Source organism: Dickeya dadantii NCPPB 898, assembly GCF_000406145.1.
Classification (GTDB): domain Bacteria; phylum Pseudomonadota; class Gammaproteobacteria; order Enterobacterales; family Enterobacteriaceae; genus Dickeya; species Dickeya dadantii.
In genome coordinates, this window is record NZ_CM001976.1 from 1,098,508 (window position 1) to 1,114,916 (window position 16,409).

A 16,409-nucleotide genomic window follows, 5' to 3' on the forward strand; every position below is an offset into this window, starting at 1 on the left:
GTGCTGAGCTTGAGAATGTTGCCCGGTACGCCATGCCGGGATGGGGCGCCTGGGCGTAGGCCGCGCGCATCAACCGCGCAACGCCGACGGCACTACGCCGAAGCGGCGGCGGAAAGCCGCGGTGAATTTGCTGTGGGATTCATAGCCGACATCAAGGGCGATGGCGGCGACCGGTCGATCGGATGATTGCAGTAGTACCATCGCCGCTTCCAGCCGGGTTTCCCGTACGCAGGCGGCGATGGTGTTGCCTTCCAGCGCCAGCCGGCGGTTCAGGGTGCTGGCGGTGGTGGACAGCGCTTGCGCTACCCGGTCCGCCGACCAGTGGTCATACGGACGCTGCGCTACCAGCCGCCGCACCCGTTCGCTCCAGTTCAGCGCGCCCGGCGGCGTCAGCACAACGCCGGACTGCTCCGCCAGCAAGAGCAACACTTCCAGCACCCGATGCTCGCCGAGCGCCGCTGAACAAGCGGCATCACTTAGCGCATCGGCGGCGCGCAAAAACGCGGCTCCTATCGTGCGGCCGTCCGTTACTTTGGCCACGTTTCGCACCGGTTCCAGCGCGGCGAACTGACCAAACGACTGGTAAAAGCGCGCTATCGTTTCAGGTTGCAGGTTTAGAATCCGCGCCACATAGCGCCCCTGCGGCGCCGGGTCGTTGATCACATCCCATTGGGTGCCGCGCGGCAGGATGAACAGTTCGCCGGAGGTAAAAACGCTGCTGCCTGCCGGCGTCAGCAACTGCTTGGTTCCGGAAACGACCAGACCAATCAGGTCGGTACGCATCACCACCGTACGCAGCGTATACTGACTGCGGGCGATAATCTGATGGGCAAGCGACGGGCCCGCAGGCGTATGACGGGGTATCGGCTCGGCCGAATGCGTCAGGGGCAGGTTGAGGTCGGTAAGTGTCATCCGGCATCCGTGGTGAAAATGGAACAGAGGTTGCGCGAGGCGGAACAGTGGGAAGGGCGCCGGCGCGCTACCATTGGCAGCACAGTTCAGTCTGTGTTCTGACATTCATCCCCGCTATCGCCGTCATGCGCGGCATGGCGATGGATGGCCAGCCAAGCCTACCATGAGTCACAGGAATACTACTATGAAAACGGGTTTACCCCTGATTCGCGTCTGCGCGCCGCTGTTCGCCGGTTTATTTATGAACGTTGCGGCGCACGCGGAGACCCTGACGCTCTCCAGCCCGACTATCGCCCCCAATAGCACGCTGCCAGCCAGCTTTGAGTTCAACGGTTTCGGCTGTAACGGCTTGAATCAGTCTCCTGCTCTTAACTGGCGTGGCGCGCCGACGGGTACCCAGAGTTTTGCCGTTACCGTTTATGATCCGGATGCGCCGACCGGTTCCGGTTGGTGGCACTGGATGGTGTTCAATATTCCGGCGAATGTGAACGGCCTTGCCGCTAACGCCGGCGAAATTGGCGGTAAACGCCTGCCAGCCGGCGCGCGTCAGGCGCGTATCGACTACGGGGTAGAGGCCTGGGGCGGCGTTTGTCCGCCGGCGGGCGACAAACCGCACCGCTACATCTTTACCGTCTACGCGCTGAAGACCAAAACGCTGGATGTTGCTAAAGAGGCCAATCCGGCGCTTGGCGGCTACATGATTAATGCCAATACGCTGGCTAAAGCCAGTTTCACCGCTTACTACGGCCGTCCGGCGCAGTAACCGTTTGAGAGGTTGGTCGCTGCTCTTGGCGCTCTCCGCCGCGCAGCGGAGAGCGATTTTCCTGTCACACCGCCTGATATTTATCGACTTTTCGCATCAAACACCGTCATTCATCAAGCCCTGTGCCTGATGGGACGGTGTTCGGTTTTATCGTTACGTTGTGCGGCTTAAGCGTGCTGACGTCGCCAGGCCTCAATCACGGCTTTCGCCACATACAGGTCCTGAATCGCCAGGCCGGAACTGTCGAAAACGGTGATGTCAGACGCCGCTTCACGGCCGGTGATGTTGCCGGAAAGCACATCGCCAATGGCGAAAACGGCTTTATCGTCGCCCGCGTGCTGGAATTCGCCAATACGGCGGGATTGCGCCGGCAGATCGCAGAACAATTTGCCGGCCGCCAGCAATTCGACAGGCAGCTCTTGTTTGCCGGCGGCGTCCGACCCCATTGAGGAGACGTGCGTGCCGGGGCGGACCCAGGCGGCATCAAAGAGCGGCGCTCTGGCGGTGGTGGCGGTAATGATAATGTCCGCCGCCCGACAGGCCGCTTCCGCCTGACACGCCCGCGCCGGCAGCGCGTTGGCGCGCAGAGCGTCCACCATATTTTGGGTGGCGGCGTCGGAACGGCCGACCACGAGAATCTCTTTAATCGGGCGGATGCGCGCTACCGCTTCAACCTCGTAGCGTGCCTGATGACCGGTGCCGAAAACCGCCAGCACCGAGGCGTCGGCACGCGCCAGCACATCGGTGGCAACCGCATCGGCGGCTGCGGTGCGATAGGCGTTAAGCGTTCCAGCTTCTACCGCTGAGTCGATAACTCCTCTCGACTGGTCGAAAAGAAAAATGATCGAGTTATGGCACGGCAGCCCGTCGGCCAGGTTTCCCGGCCAGTAAGAACCTACTTTCAGCCCTGCCAGCTCCGGCGTGGCGCCTGACTTCACGGTAAACCGGTTGCCGGGATCGGAACCATGACCGTGGACGACGGGGAAGTTGGCGGTGGCGGGATGCACCGCATCGATCAGCGCGGCACGCACCGCCTCATAGGCCATCGCGTGACTGGCTAATGTTGCACTGTCTTTCTCATTGATTAAAAACATGATTGCTACCTCACCATCCACCGAAACGTGACCATTGCGACAGCGGCGCGTCCGCTTGCGCAGGAATAACCTGATAGGCGCCGAACTGGCCTGCCGTCGCGCAGGCGTGATTCGGCAGAACGCGCAGCCGCGTGCCGACCGGCAGATCCGGCAACGGTCTGTCGCTGCCGGGGCGCAATGCAATAATGCCGTGCTCCTGATTGACCGCGGTGACGATAAGATCGGGGATGATCTTGCCGTGGTCATCGCAGACGAGGCCGTATCCCTGATCGACCGCCTGATTCGCGGTGCCGCGATCGCGCGAGAGCGCCATCCAGCCGGCATCGACCATGATCCAGCCGCGCGCGGCCTGATGACCAATAACGGTGGTCAGCACGGACAGGGCGATATCGTCGGTTCGGCATACGCCGATCCCGGCCATCACCAGATCGAAAAAGACGTAGACGCCAGCCCGCACTTCGGTCACGCCGGCCAGATTGCGGGCGGCGTGTGCGGTGGGCGTTGAACCGACGCTGACGATGGGGCAAGGCAAGCCGGCCTGACGCAGGTTGTCGGCCGCGGTCACCGCCGCGCTACGCTCCTGTTCGGCGAACGCCGCGTGGGCGCCGGCGCCGGCCACGCCGTAGCTTTCTCCCGCATGTGTCAGTACGCCCCGCAGCAATCCGCCGCCGTCGTGCAGCACGCGACCGATCGCAATCAGCGACGGCGATGCCGGCGGCAGACCGCTGCGGTGGCCGTCACTGTCGACCTCAAGCAGCGCTGGGATGCTGACGCCGGAGGCGCGAGACGCATCGACAACCGCTTGTGCCTGCTCCATCGAGTCCAGCAGTACGGTCAGGTCGCAACCGGCTTTTATCAAATCGATGACGCGGGCCAGCTTCTGCGGCGCAATGCCCACCGCGTACAGGATGTCTCTGATGCCGGATTCGAAGAACACTTCCGCCTCACGCAGCGTCGAAACGGTCGCCGGCCCGGTGCCGCCGGTGAGCAGCCGACGGGCGACATCCACCGACTTTGCCGTTTTCAGGTGGGGGCGTAAGGTGATGCCGGCGAGTTCCGGGCGGTCACGCAGGCGCGCGATATTGGCCAGCATGATTTTTTCGTCGAGTACGAGCGAGGGAGTGGGTAAAGCCGATAGCCGATCGGTCAATGTCATGGCGTGGTTCTCATTTTTGCTCTGTCGGTATGAGATTTTTACCCTGCCGCCATTTAGAATGGAATTTACCAAAACTGCATCTGTTATTAAGACTGACATTAATGATCACCTCCCGGGACCTGCATTTCTTTTCCGTTCTTGCCGGCGCTTCTTCGCTGGCTGCGGCCGCGCGAGCGCTGGATGTGACGGCGCCGGCCGTGACGCAACGCCTGCAGGCGCTGGAACAGCGTCTGGGGGTGCAACTTGTCGATCGTTCCAGCCATCGCTACCACCTGACGGCGGAAGGCGCCTTGCTGGCGGAGAAGGGCGCCGATGTTTTGGATCAAATCGAGGGGATCGCGGCCTTGCTTGCCGAGCGGCGAAATGAGGTGATCGGCCCGTTGAGGGTGCTGGCGCCGCTGGGGTTTGGGCGCGCCTATGTGGCGGAGGCGGTGACGCGCATGTGTCGACAGTTTCCAACCATCGAACCCTCGCTGATGCTGTCGGATGCGCCGATTGGTACGCTGGATATTGATGACTGGGATGTGTTGATTCATGTCGGTCCGTTGACCGATTCCAGCCTGGCGCTGCGGCCGCTGGCGCCCAACCGCCGTATTCTGTGCGCCGCGCCGGATTATCTGGCGCAACACGGTATGCCCACGCATCCGATGGATCTTCCCCGCCATGTGTGCGGCGTGCTGCGGGAAGACCGGGCGGATGCGTCGTTGTGGGGATTCGCTCGTCGCGACGATGGCGAGACAAAGACCGTGCGTATCAGGCCCGTCTTTACCAGCAATGACGGTGAGGTAGTCAGGAACTGGGCCGTCGCCGGGCTTTGCCTGATTCAGCGCTCCGAATGGGCGATCGCCGACGACCTGAAAGCCGGGCGTCTGGTCGAGGTGATGCCTGACTGGCGCCTGCCAAACGCGGATGTCGTCGCTCTGCTCGGGCCTCGTGCCGGGCGCGCGGCCCGTATGGAGCGGTTCGTTGAAATACTGAAAGCGTTACTGGCTCCGGTCCCCTGGCGCGCGTAGCGATACGTACGCGGAATCATTGTCTAGGCCGGTGCGCGATTCAAACGCATCAGGCTATATCGCTTTGTCCTTTGGTTTATTGGTCGGACAGAATTTGCTGGTCAGACACAAATAGAGGACGAAGAACGCCATAATCGCCAGCGAGACGATATTCACCACGCGCCAGCCGCCTTCCCCGCTCATGAACAAGCCTGCCCCCAATGCCGCGATCAGGTTGAAGGAATAGGTCGCCAGTGAATTGATCCCCTGCAGTTTATGTTTGAGCGTTTCCTCTTTTATGCCGTTAATCAGGAACGTGCCGCCACTGAACATAAAAGACCAGCCCAGTCCCACCAACATCAACGAGAGGACGTAACCGGTCATGTCCGTATTGATTAACGCGGTGCCGGTGCCGGCGATGAAAAACAAGGCGCCGATAACGATCGTCACCGGTGTGCTCAGGATATTCATCAGCAACGGTAAACACAGCGCCGGCGCGTACATGGCGAAGAAATGCCATTGCAGCACCGTTGCGCTCGCATGGATATCAAAATGATGATGAGACATCGCCAGCGGCGTCGAATTCATGATCAGGGTCATGATGGCGAATCCGACCGCGCAGCTGACGGTGCCGGTTATAAAGGCCGGCGATCGCAGCGCTGCCGGGTAATGCGTGTTACCCGGCGCGCCGGTCCGCATCGCGGGCGAGGGCGTGGTATGCGGCAGATTGATAAAATTTTGCGTCGCCAGCACCAGTAAAAAAATGACGGCGGCGATAAGAAAGGCGCCCAGATACGGATAGCGGTCAAACATCATGATGCCGTGCCCGGCGACGAAGGGACCTAAAAAACCGCCGATGACGCCGCTGCCAATCACCAGCGAGGTCGCTTTTTTATTCCTGGCGTCATTGTCCGACACTTCGGCGGCGGCGAAACGATAATACTGGTTGAATACCGTGGCGCCTCCCAGAATCAACGTGGACAAGGTAAATAAGGTAAAAGAGCGGTAATACAGTGCAATCGCGGCCAGCACGCTGCCGATAAGCCCGATGAGGCCGCCGATCAAAAATGCCGTTCTTCTGCCGTATTGGCTCATCAGCGAAGAGACGAAATAGACCATCAGCGTGGAGCCGCATACGGTGGCGGTGACGGGTAAGGTGGCGAGAGAGGGAACCGGGGACAGACTTTTGCCCGCCAGGGTAGAGGTCAACGTCAGTAAAGAAACGATGGAGCCGGTTAACCCTTGCCCGATGAACAGCAGAATAATATTGCGATACCCTTTTTTCATACCACTCTTCCCTTCATCATTGGTTCGCTAATTCTATCCTGACGCTTTCGCCGATGGCGAGCCGCTTGCTACCGGAAGCGCTGAACCGTTGCGTTGATGATGGGTAAATATATTGTTACAAATATGTGGTGGTGAAATATTAAATTCACGGGAAATGATTAGCATCAGATGAAATGAATTATTTTCAATGCAGGCGATATCCGAACAATGTTCTGTATACGAAAACGATGTTCTGTATACGGAAAAGGAAATTACACTCTATGAGCCTGGTGACGAGTAGTCAGTAATCATAGGGTAATTGGCGGGAAATAAAGGCGACAATAAACGTGTTAAATATCTGAATGCGAATGATGTGATGAAAAATGGCTGTTTTTCTGGCTGTTATCCATCAGTTATTTTTGTGGCGACAGCGTTTTGGCTGGTTTTTCTTCGTTCATGAATCGTTTTAGTTGCCGGATAAGCATGTGGATGGAGAGACGGGATGGAAATTATTTTCTTATTATTTTCTGGTTAAGAAAATAGCTTTGCGACCGGTCGCGTGTATCTTTTATGGAAAGTAATAGTCATATTGTAATTCTATTGATTTTTTTATTATAAATTTCGCGTGTAAATAGTTGCAGTAGAGCATTTTCCATTATTCAAAAAAGGTGGGTTTTATATTCAATAAGTTCTATTGACGACCTAAAAATATCGACTTAAGCTCACAGCGAAATTTCCCGCAGATAAGATATTTTTTCATGCTCTCATTTTTTGAGAAAAAACCGGATTCTTAATCAAATAACTTGATTAGTAACGGGTGTTATACCCTAAACAATGCAAATTGCAGGAAACAAATTGCAGGAAAATAGGAAGCGCGTGAATCCCGATGAGCTTACTCAGGTAAGTGATTTGGGTGAGCGACAAATCGGCGTAAGTCGATTTGAATGCAGCCAACACACCTGCAACGTGAAGTATGGCGGGTATAACGCCGCCGCGGTACCTGTCATCTGATGTATGACGGGTATAAAACATATATTAAGGTTATTCAGATGAATATTCAGAGAAAAGAAAGCTGGCTGAATGGTGCCAATGATTTTCTGATGGAGACCGGCGTGAAAGAAATCGCGTTGGCGATTATTGAAAAGATATTCGCACGCCGTTGTCTGGTGGAAGGGAGCGGTCAGGAAAATTACCGTTATGAAGATGAAGTCGCGCCGCATCTCGATACGGTGATGCAAGCGGTCAGTCAGCAGCAACCGATAGTCATGATTCTTCCCGCCTTTCCGGGAAAGTCGCCGAATCGCAAGAAAACGCTGGGGCATCTTCCTGATTATGCCGAACTTTATGCACTGGATAATTTGCATGAGTTATGTCAGGAGATTCGCCGCGTTTATCAGCCTGGCGCCGTTATCGGTATTTGTTCTGACGGCTATGTATTTTCCGATGTGGTCAAAATCCCCGACAGTCAGGTAAAAGATTACACGGATATTATCGGCGACTATTGCACGAAAAAATATCCGGGTATGTTTTTTATGTATGACCTGATTAATACCTATCCGGAAATCAAGCATCTCGATTCCCTGCGGGAAGAATTGATGATTCAGTACGGCACGTCGTTATTGGCGCTGAAGAATAGGGTAAAAGAAGAACCTGAGGCCGCCTCCATGTATAAAGGCGTGACGCGTTTTCTGTGCGAGGATTACGGCGGCATGGATGAGTTTGCCGGCGTCAGCAACGCGCAAATCCAGAAAGTGGCCCGCGTGGCGGCCTACCGCGTGATTCAGCGCAGTGAAGCCTGGAGCAAACATCTGGAAGAGAGATTCCCGCAGGCGGTGCGCCTGTCGATTCACCCGCAATTTCGTATTTCCAAAAAAATCGGCATCAGGCTGGCTCCGGTAAAAGATCGCTGGCGGACGCCGTGGCATTCGGTGGCGGTGAAGCGGGGCGCTGATATTTATCTGGAAAAGCGCAGCAATGTGGATGAACGCCATTATCACCTGATCTTCAAATCGGGACGTCCTTTTCACTATGTTAGTACTCAAATAAACAATACCAATAGTCAAATAAAAAATACCAATACTCAAATAAATAGCGTCAGTACCCAAATAAACGACGCCAGTACTCAAATAAAGGCGGAGTAATCTATGTCGGTAAATAAAGCGGCGATTTTCGATCTGGACGGTACGCTGGTCGATACCTTGCCCGGCATCGCGTTTGCGTTGCGTCAGGCGCTGAGCGGATTAGGCGTAACGCCGGACCCGGCGTTCATTGTCAGGGCGCATATCGGCGGCGGGTCGGGGAACATGCTGGCCGCCGCCGCCAGACATCATGGTATTGGGGATACGGCGGCGCTGTCGCAACGCTACCATGCGCTGTATCAGGCGCATTGTCTGCACGATACCGTCTGCTATGCCGGCGTGAAGGAACTGGTTGCCGAGCTAAAAGCGCAGGGCGTCCGGCTGGCGGTATTGACCAATAAAGATGACGTGCTGTCCAACCGCATCCTGCAGGCGTTATTTCCGCCAGATACTTTTGAGTTGGTATATGGCGCCCGGTCCGATCGACCGCTCAAGCCGGATATTAGCGGTTTGCAGCAGGTGATGACCGCACTGGAGACGACGAGCGAGCAGTGTCTGTATGTGGGCGATACGTCGATTGACGTACAAACGGCAAATCGCGCCGGCGTTTACGTCGCTTACGTGACGTGGGGATATGGCGATAACATGGCCGACTGGCAGCCGAATTCTGTTTGCCATGACGTGGTGGAATTAAATACCTGCCTGCGTCAGCACCTGACATTACAGGCGCTTGTTACCTCTCGCTGAAAAGCGGGAAAGCGTACTTTTTCTGATTGATATTCATCAGCAATGATGCCGGTGGCGTCGGATATTATTAATAATTCGTTGTCTTTATATTTTAATTTATATTTTTATTTTTCTGGATACGGCGCTGTTTCAGTGTGAAATGGCGTGCCTATCTATTAGCTATGAGTGCAAGGAAAATTCGATGCATTGTTTTTCATTTGAGTGGAAACAAGTTTTTACCCTGAGCGGAAACAATGGAAAATACCCAATATTAATGGAGTAGAATTATGCACGATAATTTGAATGAGACGGCTAACAAGATAGCCGATATCGTAAAATCCTATCTGGTTCAGACACAGGATGATCGCTTTGAGCCGGAAGGACGTGTATTTTTGGAAAAACAAATCAGCGCCTTCCTGAGCGCTGGTGAGCCCGTCAGGTTTGTGCTGCCAGGTTTCCCCTGCAAATCCCCCAATATTGTCGATAAGACGTTCGGCGTTTTGCCGGATTATGGCGACGTGATTTCCATCAATCGTCTGGAATTACTGGCGAAAGCGATTCAGGCGTTATATGAACCCGGCTGTCAGGTAACCATTCTGAGCGATGGCACAACCTTTAATGATATTGTCGAGGTTCCGGATACGACCCGTAAAGAATATAACCAGCAGCTACGCGCGTTGATTCAGTCACCTTATATTGAATGGAAAGCGCTCGGAGATTTCCTCCCGGAAACGCGCTCGGACGATGACACTCGTAAAGCGCTGATTAAATCAGCCGGATTACCGTACAAAGGAATCGCTGATTTTATCAAGCGCGTCGGGAATCATGAGGAGCTGGCGGCGACGCACGATAAAGTCTGCAGTTATTTGTATAACGATGTGCGGCTGAACCGGCAGCCTCAGCAGTCTAATGAAGACTACCTGAACAGTGTGGCGGAAAAAGCCTATCAGATGATGTACCGCGGCCAGGCCTTGAGCGCGCTGGTGGAGCGAGCCTTCCCTGACGCGATTCGCCTGTCGGTTCATCAGTATGACAACGACGGCCCGAAATTTACCTTTGGTTTTGCCGACGGCCTCGCCACCGTGCGCCAACCGTGGCACAGCGTGCCGGTGCTGTCGGCGTCGGGAAATGTTTCCCTGCTGGGCCATGCCAGCGTTGATAAAGACCACCATGTGCTGGTGACCTATCAGGGACATCCCTGGGTGTATGTGGAAACCGGGGACGCCAGCGCCAGGAAGTTTGATTACGAGTTACTCAAGCAACCGTTGTTCGGCCTGAAGATTGACGATCCGCAGGGGCTGGGGGTTGAGGCGCTGTCGCCGGCGTTTCTGGCGTTCCTGTCCGCCCAGTTTGGCTTCGTGTGTATCAAGGGCGTGCAGTTTGAGCGCAGCGAGCAGTTGGAAAGTTTTTGCCAGCCGTTCGGCGAGATTTTCCAGTGGCAGTTCGGCGCGGTGCATGTGGTGAAACCGGAGGAAAAACCAAGCGGATTCGTACATTCGCTGGAGAAAACGCCGATACACTGGGACCTAAGCATGATCCGGCTGGATCACGAGCAGGTCGGCGGCAACCCCTGGTTTACCGCGGAGCGCTTCATGCTGTACTGCAAAACCCCGCCGAAGAAAGGCGAAGGCAGCACCACGGTGGTGGATGGCCGTATCGTGATGGATATGGTCGGCCCGGACGTGGTGAAAAAATGGGAAGACGTTCACATCACCTATAACACCCCGATGACCTATTTCGGCGGCAAACCTCGTACTTATCCGCTGGTGTACGCGCACCCGAAAACCGGTAAAAAGGCGTTCCGCTATCAGGAGGGCAGCGACTCCGAGCTGCAGAAGTTTACCGTTGAGGTGGAAGGCGTTTCCGGGCAGGAAAGCCAGGCCTTCATCGAGGAACTTGACCGACTGGTGTACGATGAGCGCTGCATGATTGCCCATGACTGGGATCAGGGCGACCTGCTGATCATCGATAACTGGCAGACGCTGCACGGCCGGCTGTCGATGACCGAAGCATCGCGCGGTCGTGAGCTGTGGCGGGTGCAGGTGTTTTAATCGTCACGGTACGATGCGCAGTATGAACGGGGCGAATCCGCCCCGTTATCCATACCGGCAAGTCCTACGTGTTTTCTCCCGCCTCCAGCGTCTGGCGCTGGGTCAGCGTCGGGAAGTATTTCATCCACAGCGCCACCACCAGCAGGGTGCCGGCGCCCCCCAGAACGATGGCCGGCACGACCCCCAGCCAGGCGGCGGTCACGCCGGATTCAAATTCCCCCAGTTGATTGGAAGTGCCGATGAAGATGGAGTTGGCGGCGCTGACCCGGCCGCGCATGTCATCCGGCGTTTCCAGTTGCACCAGCGTTGAACGGATCACCACGCTGACCATGTCGGACGCGCCCAGAAACAGCAACGCGAACAACGACAGAAACAGATTGGTGGACAGGCCAAACGCGATGGTGGCGACACCGAACATCGCGACCGCCGAGAACATGATTTTACCGACGTTGCGGGTGAGCGGACGCCGGCCCAGATAAACAGACATCAGTACCGCGCCGAGCGCGGGCGCGCAGCGCAGCAGCCCCAGTCCCCACGGGCCGGTGTGCAGGATATCTTTGGCGACGATGGGCAACAGCGCGGTGGCGCCGCCGAGCAGCACGGCGAACATATCCAGCGAGATGGACCCCAGAATCACCGGATTGCGGCGAATGAAGTTCATGCCGCCAAACAGACTTTCCAGGCTCACCGGCGTGCGGGCCAGCGCCTTGTATTCATAGCGCAGGTTGAGCAACACCAGAAACGACAGCAGAAAGCAGGCTACGCTGGTGGCGTAAAGCGTGGTGGCGCCGATCAGGTAAATCAGGCCGCCGAGCGCCGGGCCGACGATGACCGTGGCTTCGCGGGCGGACGCCATCAGCGCCACGGCGCGGGACAGCAGAGCGGGCGCGATCAGGTTCGGCAGCAGCGCCTGCGTGGCCGGCATTTCAAATGCCCGCGTCGCGCCCAGCAGCGCCGAGCAGGCGTAAATCATGGCGGCGCTGATGGTATGGGTGACGTTGCCGATTACCAGCACCAGTATGGTGGCGGCCATCAGCAGGCGGCAGCACAGGATAATCACGCGGCGGTTGTACTGATCCACGGTGTGGCCGGCAACCAGCGTCAGCGCCAGCTGTGGCAGAAACTGCGCCAATCCGACCAGTCCCAGATTCAGGGCGCTGTTGGTCAGGTCATACATCTGCCAGCCAATCCCGACCACCAGCATCTGAAATGCGAAGGAAGAGGCGATTTGTCCAAGCCAGAAACACAGAAAAGTGGGGTTTTTAAGTGGGGAAGCGGTTTCCACAGGTTGTTATCCACGACGGCGGTTGTAATGAAAAGTGTTCAGTTTACCCAAGCTGTTGTTTTATTAAACTGAAGTTTTCTCCACAGATGTAAGTAAAAAATAACGGATGATGTGCGCTAGAGCGTATTGAAAACCTACGGCACGTGGTGGCCGTTAAGATAACGTGGTGATGAAAAGAAAAGTGAATGAATTGAGTGGCTTTGATGGCTAAAGGTTAGGAATATTGATTTGTCCGGCTCTTTTCGCTGTCGGCGCACGGGGAAAGGCGATAAAATAAGAAATACAGGATTTTTTATCCATTGATATCTTTAAATTTTATCTAACTTATTTGGTTTTAATGAGGATTTGTATGCAACAGTTGCCCGCTTGCCCGAAATGTCAGTCTGAATACACCTGGCAGGATGATGCCATGCTTAACTGCCCGGAATGCGGGCACGTGTGGTCGGCGCAGGGCGACAGCGGCGCGCAGGAAGAAGGGCTGGTGGTGCGCGACGCCAACGGCAACCTGCTGGCGGACGGCGATACCGTTACCGTCGTCAAGGATCTGAAAGTCAAAGGCAGCTCGTCGACGCTGAAAATCGGCACCCGCGTGAAGGGGATTCGTCTGGTGGAAGGCGATCACAATATCGATTGCAAGATCGACGGTTTTGGCGCGATGAAGCTGAAATCTGAATTTGTGAAGAAAAACTGACCTGAACGCTAGCGATTAGCAATTAGCAATTAGCAATTAGCAATTAGCAATTAGCAATTAATGTATCGCGCTGCCCGGATTGCTCTGGGCGGCGCTGTTTTTTAGCTGACCGCGTCGATCGGCATGTATTCCACCCGATTGCGGCCCTGATGCTTGGCCCGGTACAGCGCGGTGTCGGCTGTACTGTACAGGGTGTCGAATCCGGTGCGCGGCGGCGCCCAACTGACGCCGAAGCTGGCGGTCACCTTCTGCTGAGGCAGCGCTTCCAGCGCGGCGCCATTCAGACTGGCGTGGATGTGCTCGGCGACGTCCACCGCCGCCATCAAGGTGTAGCCATCCAGCAGGATGGTGAATTCCTCGCCGCCGACGCGGCCAATACTGCCTTTTCCCTGCAAGACGTCGCGGATACGGGCGATCAGCGAGCAGATCACCGCATCGCCGGTCGGATGACCGTAGGCATCGTTGACCTGCTTGAAGTGGTCGATATCCAGCACAATCAGCGCCGCCTGATCCTGCTCCAGCGCATGGTCGACCAGGTCGATGATCGCGCTGCGGTTGAATACATCGGTCAGCGGGTCGTGGGTGGCTTTGTACTCCAGTTCCACCGCTAACTGATGTAATTGGGTATTAAGGCGGGTCAGTTCCCGTTCCGCGCGGTCGCTGCGGGTAATCAACCGGTGAGTTTCCCGCACCAGCCGCTGATAGTGTTCCGCCAGCATAATCAGGCTTTCCCGGTACACCTCCGCCGGCATATCGGCCTGTGCGGCGATGTTGCGGGCCGACAGCAGGATGTCGTATTCGGGGGTGAACAGTTCATAGCTACTCATGCCGTTACTCCAGAATGTGAGGGTGGAATTCGAGCGCCGAAAAATCGATATGCAGCTCCTGCCCGAACTCCTCGGCGATGTCGTCTTCCTGGTCGTAATACCAGTGCAGCGCGATGGGAAGCTGCTGCTGCGCGGCCTGATCGAGAATATTAAACAGGCTGAACAGCATTTTGGTGCTGGAGCTGTTGAAGTAGGGCAGCGACACATGCACATCAATGCGTGCCGACGGCGTTGCCGTGGTGGCGAGGCGAGCCTGCAGATAGCGCTGAATCCGCTCAATCAGAGGGCCGTAAAATGCCGCCGCGTTTTCCGGATAAGACTCCCCGGACAGCGAAAGCTGATGTGTGTCAAAGCGAAAATCCACAGTCGGCGTGCTGGCCGTGCCGGCGAGATAGAGATTGTCCGTTGTTATTATGTCTGTCATGGTTAAATCACCGCCTTCAGATAAAACGTGGAGAGCCCGGTGGTGGCATCGCTACGAAAGGTGAATTGCAGTGGCTCGCTGGCGTCGCGGGCCACGGTCAACAGGCCGATATCCGCGCCTTTGCTGGAAGTCGGAACGTCTTCACGCAGCGAGGCCTTATAGGCAAGCCGGATTTCATCAAGCGTCATCGCGCACAGCGGCTCCAGCCGCTGACGCAGTTTTTCCGCATCCGCCGGATAGATCCGATTGGCGCTCAACAAAAAGTATTTTCCCGCCTCAAAACCGATACACACCGAACCGTGACGGATTTCATTTTTCTGCTCTTCCGACGTGAGCGCCGAGGCGGAGTAATGGATGATGTTCTGCACCATTTCCACAAAGCTGGAAAACAGCTTGCGGCGCACATTGGGCGGCACCCGGCTTTTTTCCAGTTGCAGCCGCACCGTTTCCGCCAGCGAGCAGATGATGTTTTGCGAAAAGTACCCCACGTAGTACAGCGCGATATTTTGCTGTTGGGTGAGGTCAAAGAATTCAGCGTACTTCGTTTCGGACATGTTCCGGTTTTACCTGGTTGATAATGTTCACGGGTGCCTGAAGCCCCAAAATGTAAGATCGTCCCGTCTTCCCTGGGATCCCTGCCAGGTGTGATGGTGTTGTAATAGTTGGTTTGCCAGCGCGCTCATGGGTAATTCCCTGACGCGTTGCAGCAGGTTTTGCAGGCGGCGTTTGCCGAATTTGATTTGTCGCTCGCCGCCGATCTGATCGAGCAGACCATCGGTGGTGGAAAAGAACAGGTCTTGCGGCGACAGCGGGCGCTGAAAGGCCGGCCAGCTGTAATCGTATGGTGTGTTGGTATAACCCACGCCCATGCGGTCGCTGTCGAGCGTCAGCAACTCGCCGCTTTGCGCATCGATCAGAAACGCCGTCATACGGGCGCTGGCCCAGTTGAGGGTCTGCTCGGCGGTATTCACGTACACCACCAGCGCGTCGCAGCCGTCGTCGGAGGCCGTGGTTTGCCCTGGATAGCTGCTCTTTTGGCCCAGCGTGTCCTTGATATAACGATTGATGCCGCTGAGTAATCGCCCCGGCTGGTCCGGGCGGTGTTGCGTCAGCGCCTGCTCCAGCGCCGAGTTGAAAATCAGCGTCATGAAGGCGCCGGGCACGCCATGACCGGTACAGTCGGCGAGCACCGCCAGCCAGCCGTGTTCATAGCGCCTGAAGGCATAGCAGTCGCCCCCGACGCAGTCGCGCGGTTCCCAGACCAGGCACCAGTCTTTCAGCGTGTCGGCCAGCGTTTGCCGGAACGGCGTGAGCATCGCCCCCTGAATCACGCTGGCATATTCTATACTTTGTACGATGTGCTGATGCTGGCGGACGTGGGTGTCCGACACGATGCGGAACAGATCGATACCCAGGCCGATGCCGAGGTAACGGCCGTTTTCGGTAATAATGAAGCCATCGGCCAGAAAGCGGTCGCCGCTGATTACCGCCTTGTCCGCCACATCGCTCAACGAGGCGCCGGCTTCGACGATCAGCGGGGTTTTATCCATGAAAGCGATACAGCTTTTTCGGTCATACAGTTCGCGGTAGTAAGGGCGGGCCATTTGCGACAGGAAACTGTGACGGTTGATCAGGCCGAACGGCCGTCCGTCTTCCACTACCGGCAGGCTAACCAGATCTTTGTGGCGGCTGAACAGGTGCAATACGGTGGCGTTATCAGTGGTGGGAGACACATCCGGCGTGGTGATACACAAGTCGCGTGCACTTGGGAAAGAAACGCAGCGTAACCGATGTTCCTGTGGCGGTAAGGCACTCATTGTCTTGTCTTTCTGGGAAAATAAGCTACCGCCACGGTAACAGCGATAGATGACGAAAACATGACAGGTCGCTGAAATGCTAAGGAATTGTCAGGTTTATCTTTACACTCATGACTAAATATTGCTGACGTGGTCGTTTCATGAGCGTTTTTATGCCTTTTTCGTATTAATAAAAAAATAAATTGGCCGATATATTTTAGAGGTAGGTCTGTCTTTTCTATTCCGTGAATGCTGTGCGAAAAATGAGACTGCACCGTGTGGTTCGTCAACCACTCTTCTATTTCCTGATAGCTTTGGATGGCATGAATTTGTTTAGCCGTCCTGCTT

The 16,409-nt window shown here is 56.0% G+C and carries 15 protein-coding genes; 6 read left to right on the forward strand and 9 right to left on the reverse strand.

The window, feature by feature from the left end:
• Positions 1-69: 69 nt before the first annotated feature.
• The gene (locus tag DDA898_RS05420; RefSeq protein ID WP_038910472.1) at positions 70-912 is read right to left on the reverse strand and encodes a helix-turn-helix transcriptional regulator; all 843 of its coding nucleotides are present in this window, start codon (positions 910-912) and stop codon (positions 70-72) included.
• A 184-nt stretch (positions 913-1,096) separates the two neighbouring features.
• Here DDA898_RS05420 and DDA898_RS05425 point away from each other — a divergent pair, with 184 nt between their 5' ends.
• The gene (locus DDA898_RS05425) at positions 1,097-1,675 is read left to right on the forward strand and encodes a YbhB/YbcL family Raf kinase inhibitor-like protein (RefSeq protein ID WP_033111673.1); all 579 of its coding nucleotides are present in this window, start codon (positions 1,097-1,099) and stop codon (positions 1,673-1,675) included.
• A gap of 167 nt (positions 1,676-1,842) precedes the next feature.
• Here the strand turns inward: DDA898_RS05425 and DDA898_RS05430 are convergent, their stop codons facing one another.
• On the reverse strand, positions 1,843-2,769 hold the full coding sequence (locus DDA898_RS05430) for an ornithine cyclodeaminase family protein (RefSeq protein WP_038910473.1): 927 nt from the start codon (positions 2,767-2,769) through the stop codon (positions 1,843-1,845).
• 10 nt (positions 2,770-2,779) lie between these two features.
• Complete coding sequence (locus tag DDA898_RS05435) at positions 2,780-3,925, reverse strand: DSD1 family PLP-dependent enzyme (protein WP_038910475.1); 1,146 nt, start codon at positions 3,923-3,925, stop codon at positions 2,780-2,782.
• A 101-nt stretch (positions 3,926-4,026) separates the two neighbouring features.
• Here DDA898_RS05435 and DDA898_RS05440 point away from each other — a divergent pair, with 101 nt between their 5' ends.
• Positions 4,027-4,938: a LysR family transcriptional regulator gene (locus tag DDA898_RS05440; RefSeq protein WP_038900518.1), complete on the forward strand. Its 912-nt coding sequence runs from the start codon at positions 4,027-4,029 to the stop codon at positions 4,936-4,938.
• A 54-nt stretch (positions 4,939-4,992) separates the two neighbouring features.
• On the opposite strand, the gene DDA898_RS05445 is transcribed toward DDA898_RS05440, so the two are convergent.
• Positions 4,993-6,204 carry an MFS transporter gene (locus DDA898_RS05445; RefSeq protein ID WP_038910476.1) on the reverse strand — a complete coding sequence of 404 codons (1,212 nt, stop codon included), beginning with the start codon at positions 6,202-6,204 and terminating at the stop codon, positions 4,993-4,995.
• A gap of 1,028 nt (positions 6,205-7,232) precedes the next feature.
• Here DDA898_RS05445 and DDA898_RS05450 point away from each other — a divergent pair.
• The 3 genes from DDA898_RS05450 to DDA898_RS05460 all read left to right on the forward strand — a co-directional run bounded on the left by DDA898_RS05450 (position 7,233) and on the right by DDA898_RS05460 (position 11,038).
• On the forward strand, positions 7,233-8,324 hold the full coding sequence (locus DDA898_RS05450) for an L-tyrosine/L-tryptophan isonitrile synthase family protein (RefSeq protein WP_107768443.1): 1,092 nt from the start codon (positions 7,233-7,235) through the stop codon (positions 8,322-8,324).
• 3 nt (positions 8,325-8,327) lie between these two features.
• On the forward strand, positions 8,328-9,008 hold the full coding sequence (locus DDA898_RS05455; RefSeq protein ID WP_038910477.1) for an HAD family hydrolase: 681 nt from the start codon (positions 8,328-8,330) through the stop codon (positions 9,006-9,008).
• A gap of 266 nt (positions 9,009-9,274) precedes the next feature.
• On the forward strand, positions 9,275-11,038 hold the full coding sequence (locus DDA898_RS05460) for an L-tyrosine/L-tryptophan isonitrile synthase family protein (RefSeq protein WP_038910478.1): 1,764 nt from the start codon (positions 9,275-9,277) through the stop codon (positions 11,036-11,038).
• A 64-nt stretch (positions 11,039-11,102) separates the two neighbouring features.
• On the opposite strand, the gene DDA898_RS05465 is transcribed toward DDA898_RS05460, so the two are convergent.
• Positions 11,103-12,323, reverse strand: coding sequence for an MFS transporter (locus tag DDA898_RS05465; protein WP_038900522.1), 1,221 nt, complete (start codon positions 12,321-12,323; stop codon positions 11,103-11,105).
• Positions 12,324-12,672: 349 nt separating this feature from the next.
• Here DDA898_RS05465 and DDA898_RS05470 point away from each other — a divergent pair, with 349 nt between their 5' ends.
• On the forward strand, positions 12,673-13,014 hold the full coding sequence (locus DDA898_RS05470; protein WP_013316789.1) for a zinc ribbon domain-containing protein YjdM: 342 nt from the start codon (positions 12,673-12,675) through the stop codon (positions 13,012-13,014).
• Positions 13,015-13,115: 101 nt separating this feature from the next.
• Here DDA898_RS05470 and DDA898_RS05475 read toward each other — a convergent pair whose 3' ends face one another.
• The 4 genes from DDA898_RS05475 to DDA898_RS05490 are packed head-to-tail and all read right to left on the reverse strand — an operon-like array spanning position 13,116 to position 16,082.
• On the reverse strand, positions 13,116-13,841 hold the full coding sequence (locus DDA898_RS05475) for a GGDEF domain-containing protein (protein ID WP_013316790.1): 726 nt from the start codon (positions 13,839-13,841) through the stop codon (positions 13,116-13,118).
• Between the two features lie 4 nt (positions 13,842-13,845).
• The gene (locus DDA898_RS05480) at positions 13,846-14,265 is read right to left on the reverse strand and encodes a DUF1987 domain-containing protein (RefSeq protein ID WP_013316791.1); all 420 of its coding nucleotides are present in this window, start codon (positions 14,263-14,265) and stop codon (positions 13,846-13,848) included.
• A 2-nt stretch (positions 14,266-14,267) separates the two neighbouring features.
• Positions 14,268-14,819, reverse strand: a complete 552-nt coding sequence (locus DDA898_RS05485; RefSeq protein WP_038910479.1) for a SiaB family protein kinase — start codon at positions 14,817-14,819, stop codon at positions 14,268-14,270.
• Positions 14,820-14,846: 27 nt separating this feature from the next.
• On the reverse strand, positions 14,847-16,082 hold the full coding sequence (locus DDA898_RS05490) for a SpoIIE family protein phosphatase (RefSeq protein ID WP_038910480.1): 1,236 nt from the start codon (positions 16,080-16,082) through the stop codon (positions 14,847-14,849).
• Positions 16,083-16,409: the final 327 nt, after the last annotated feature.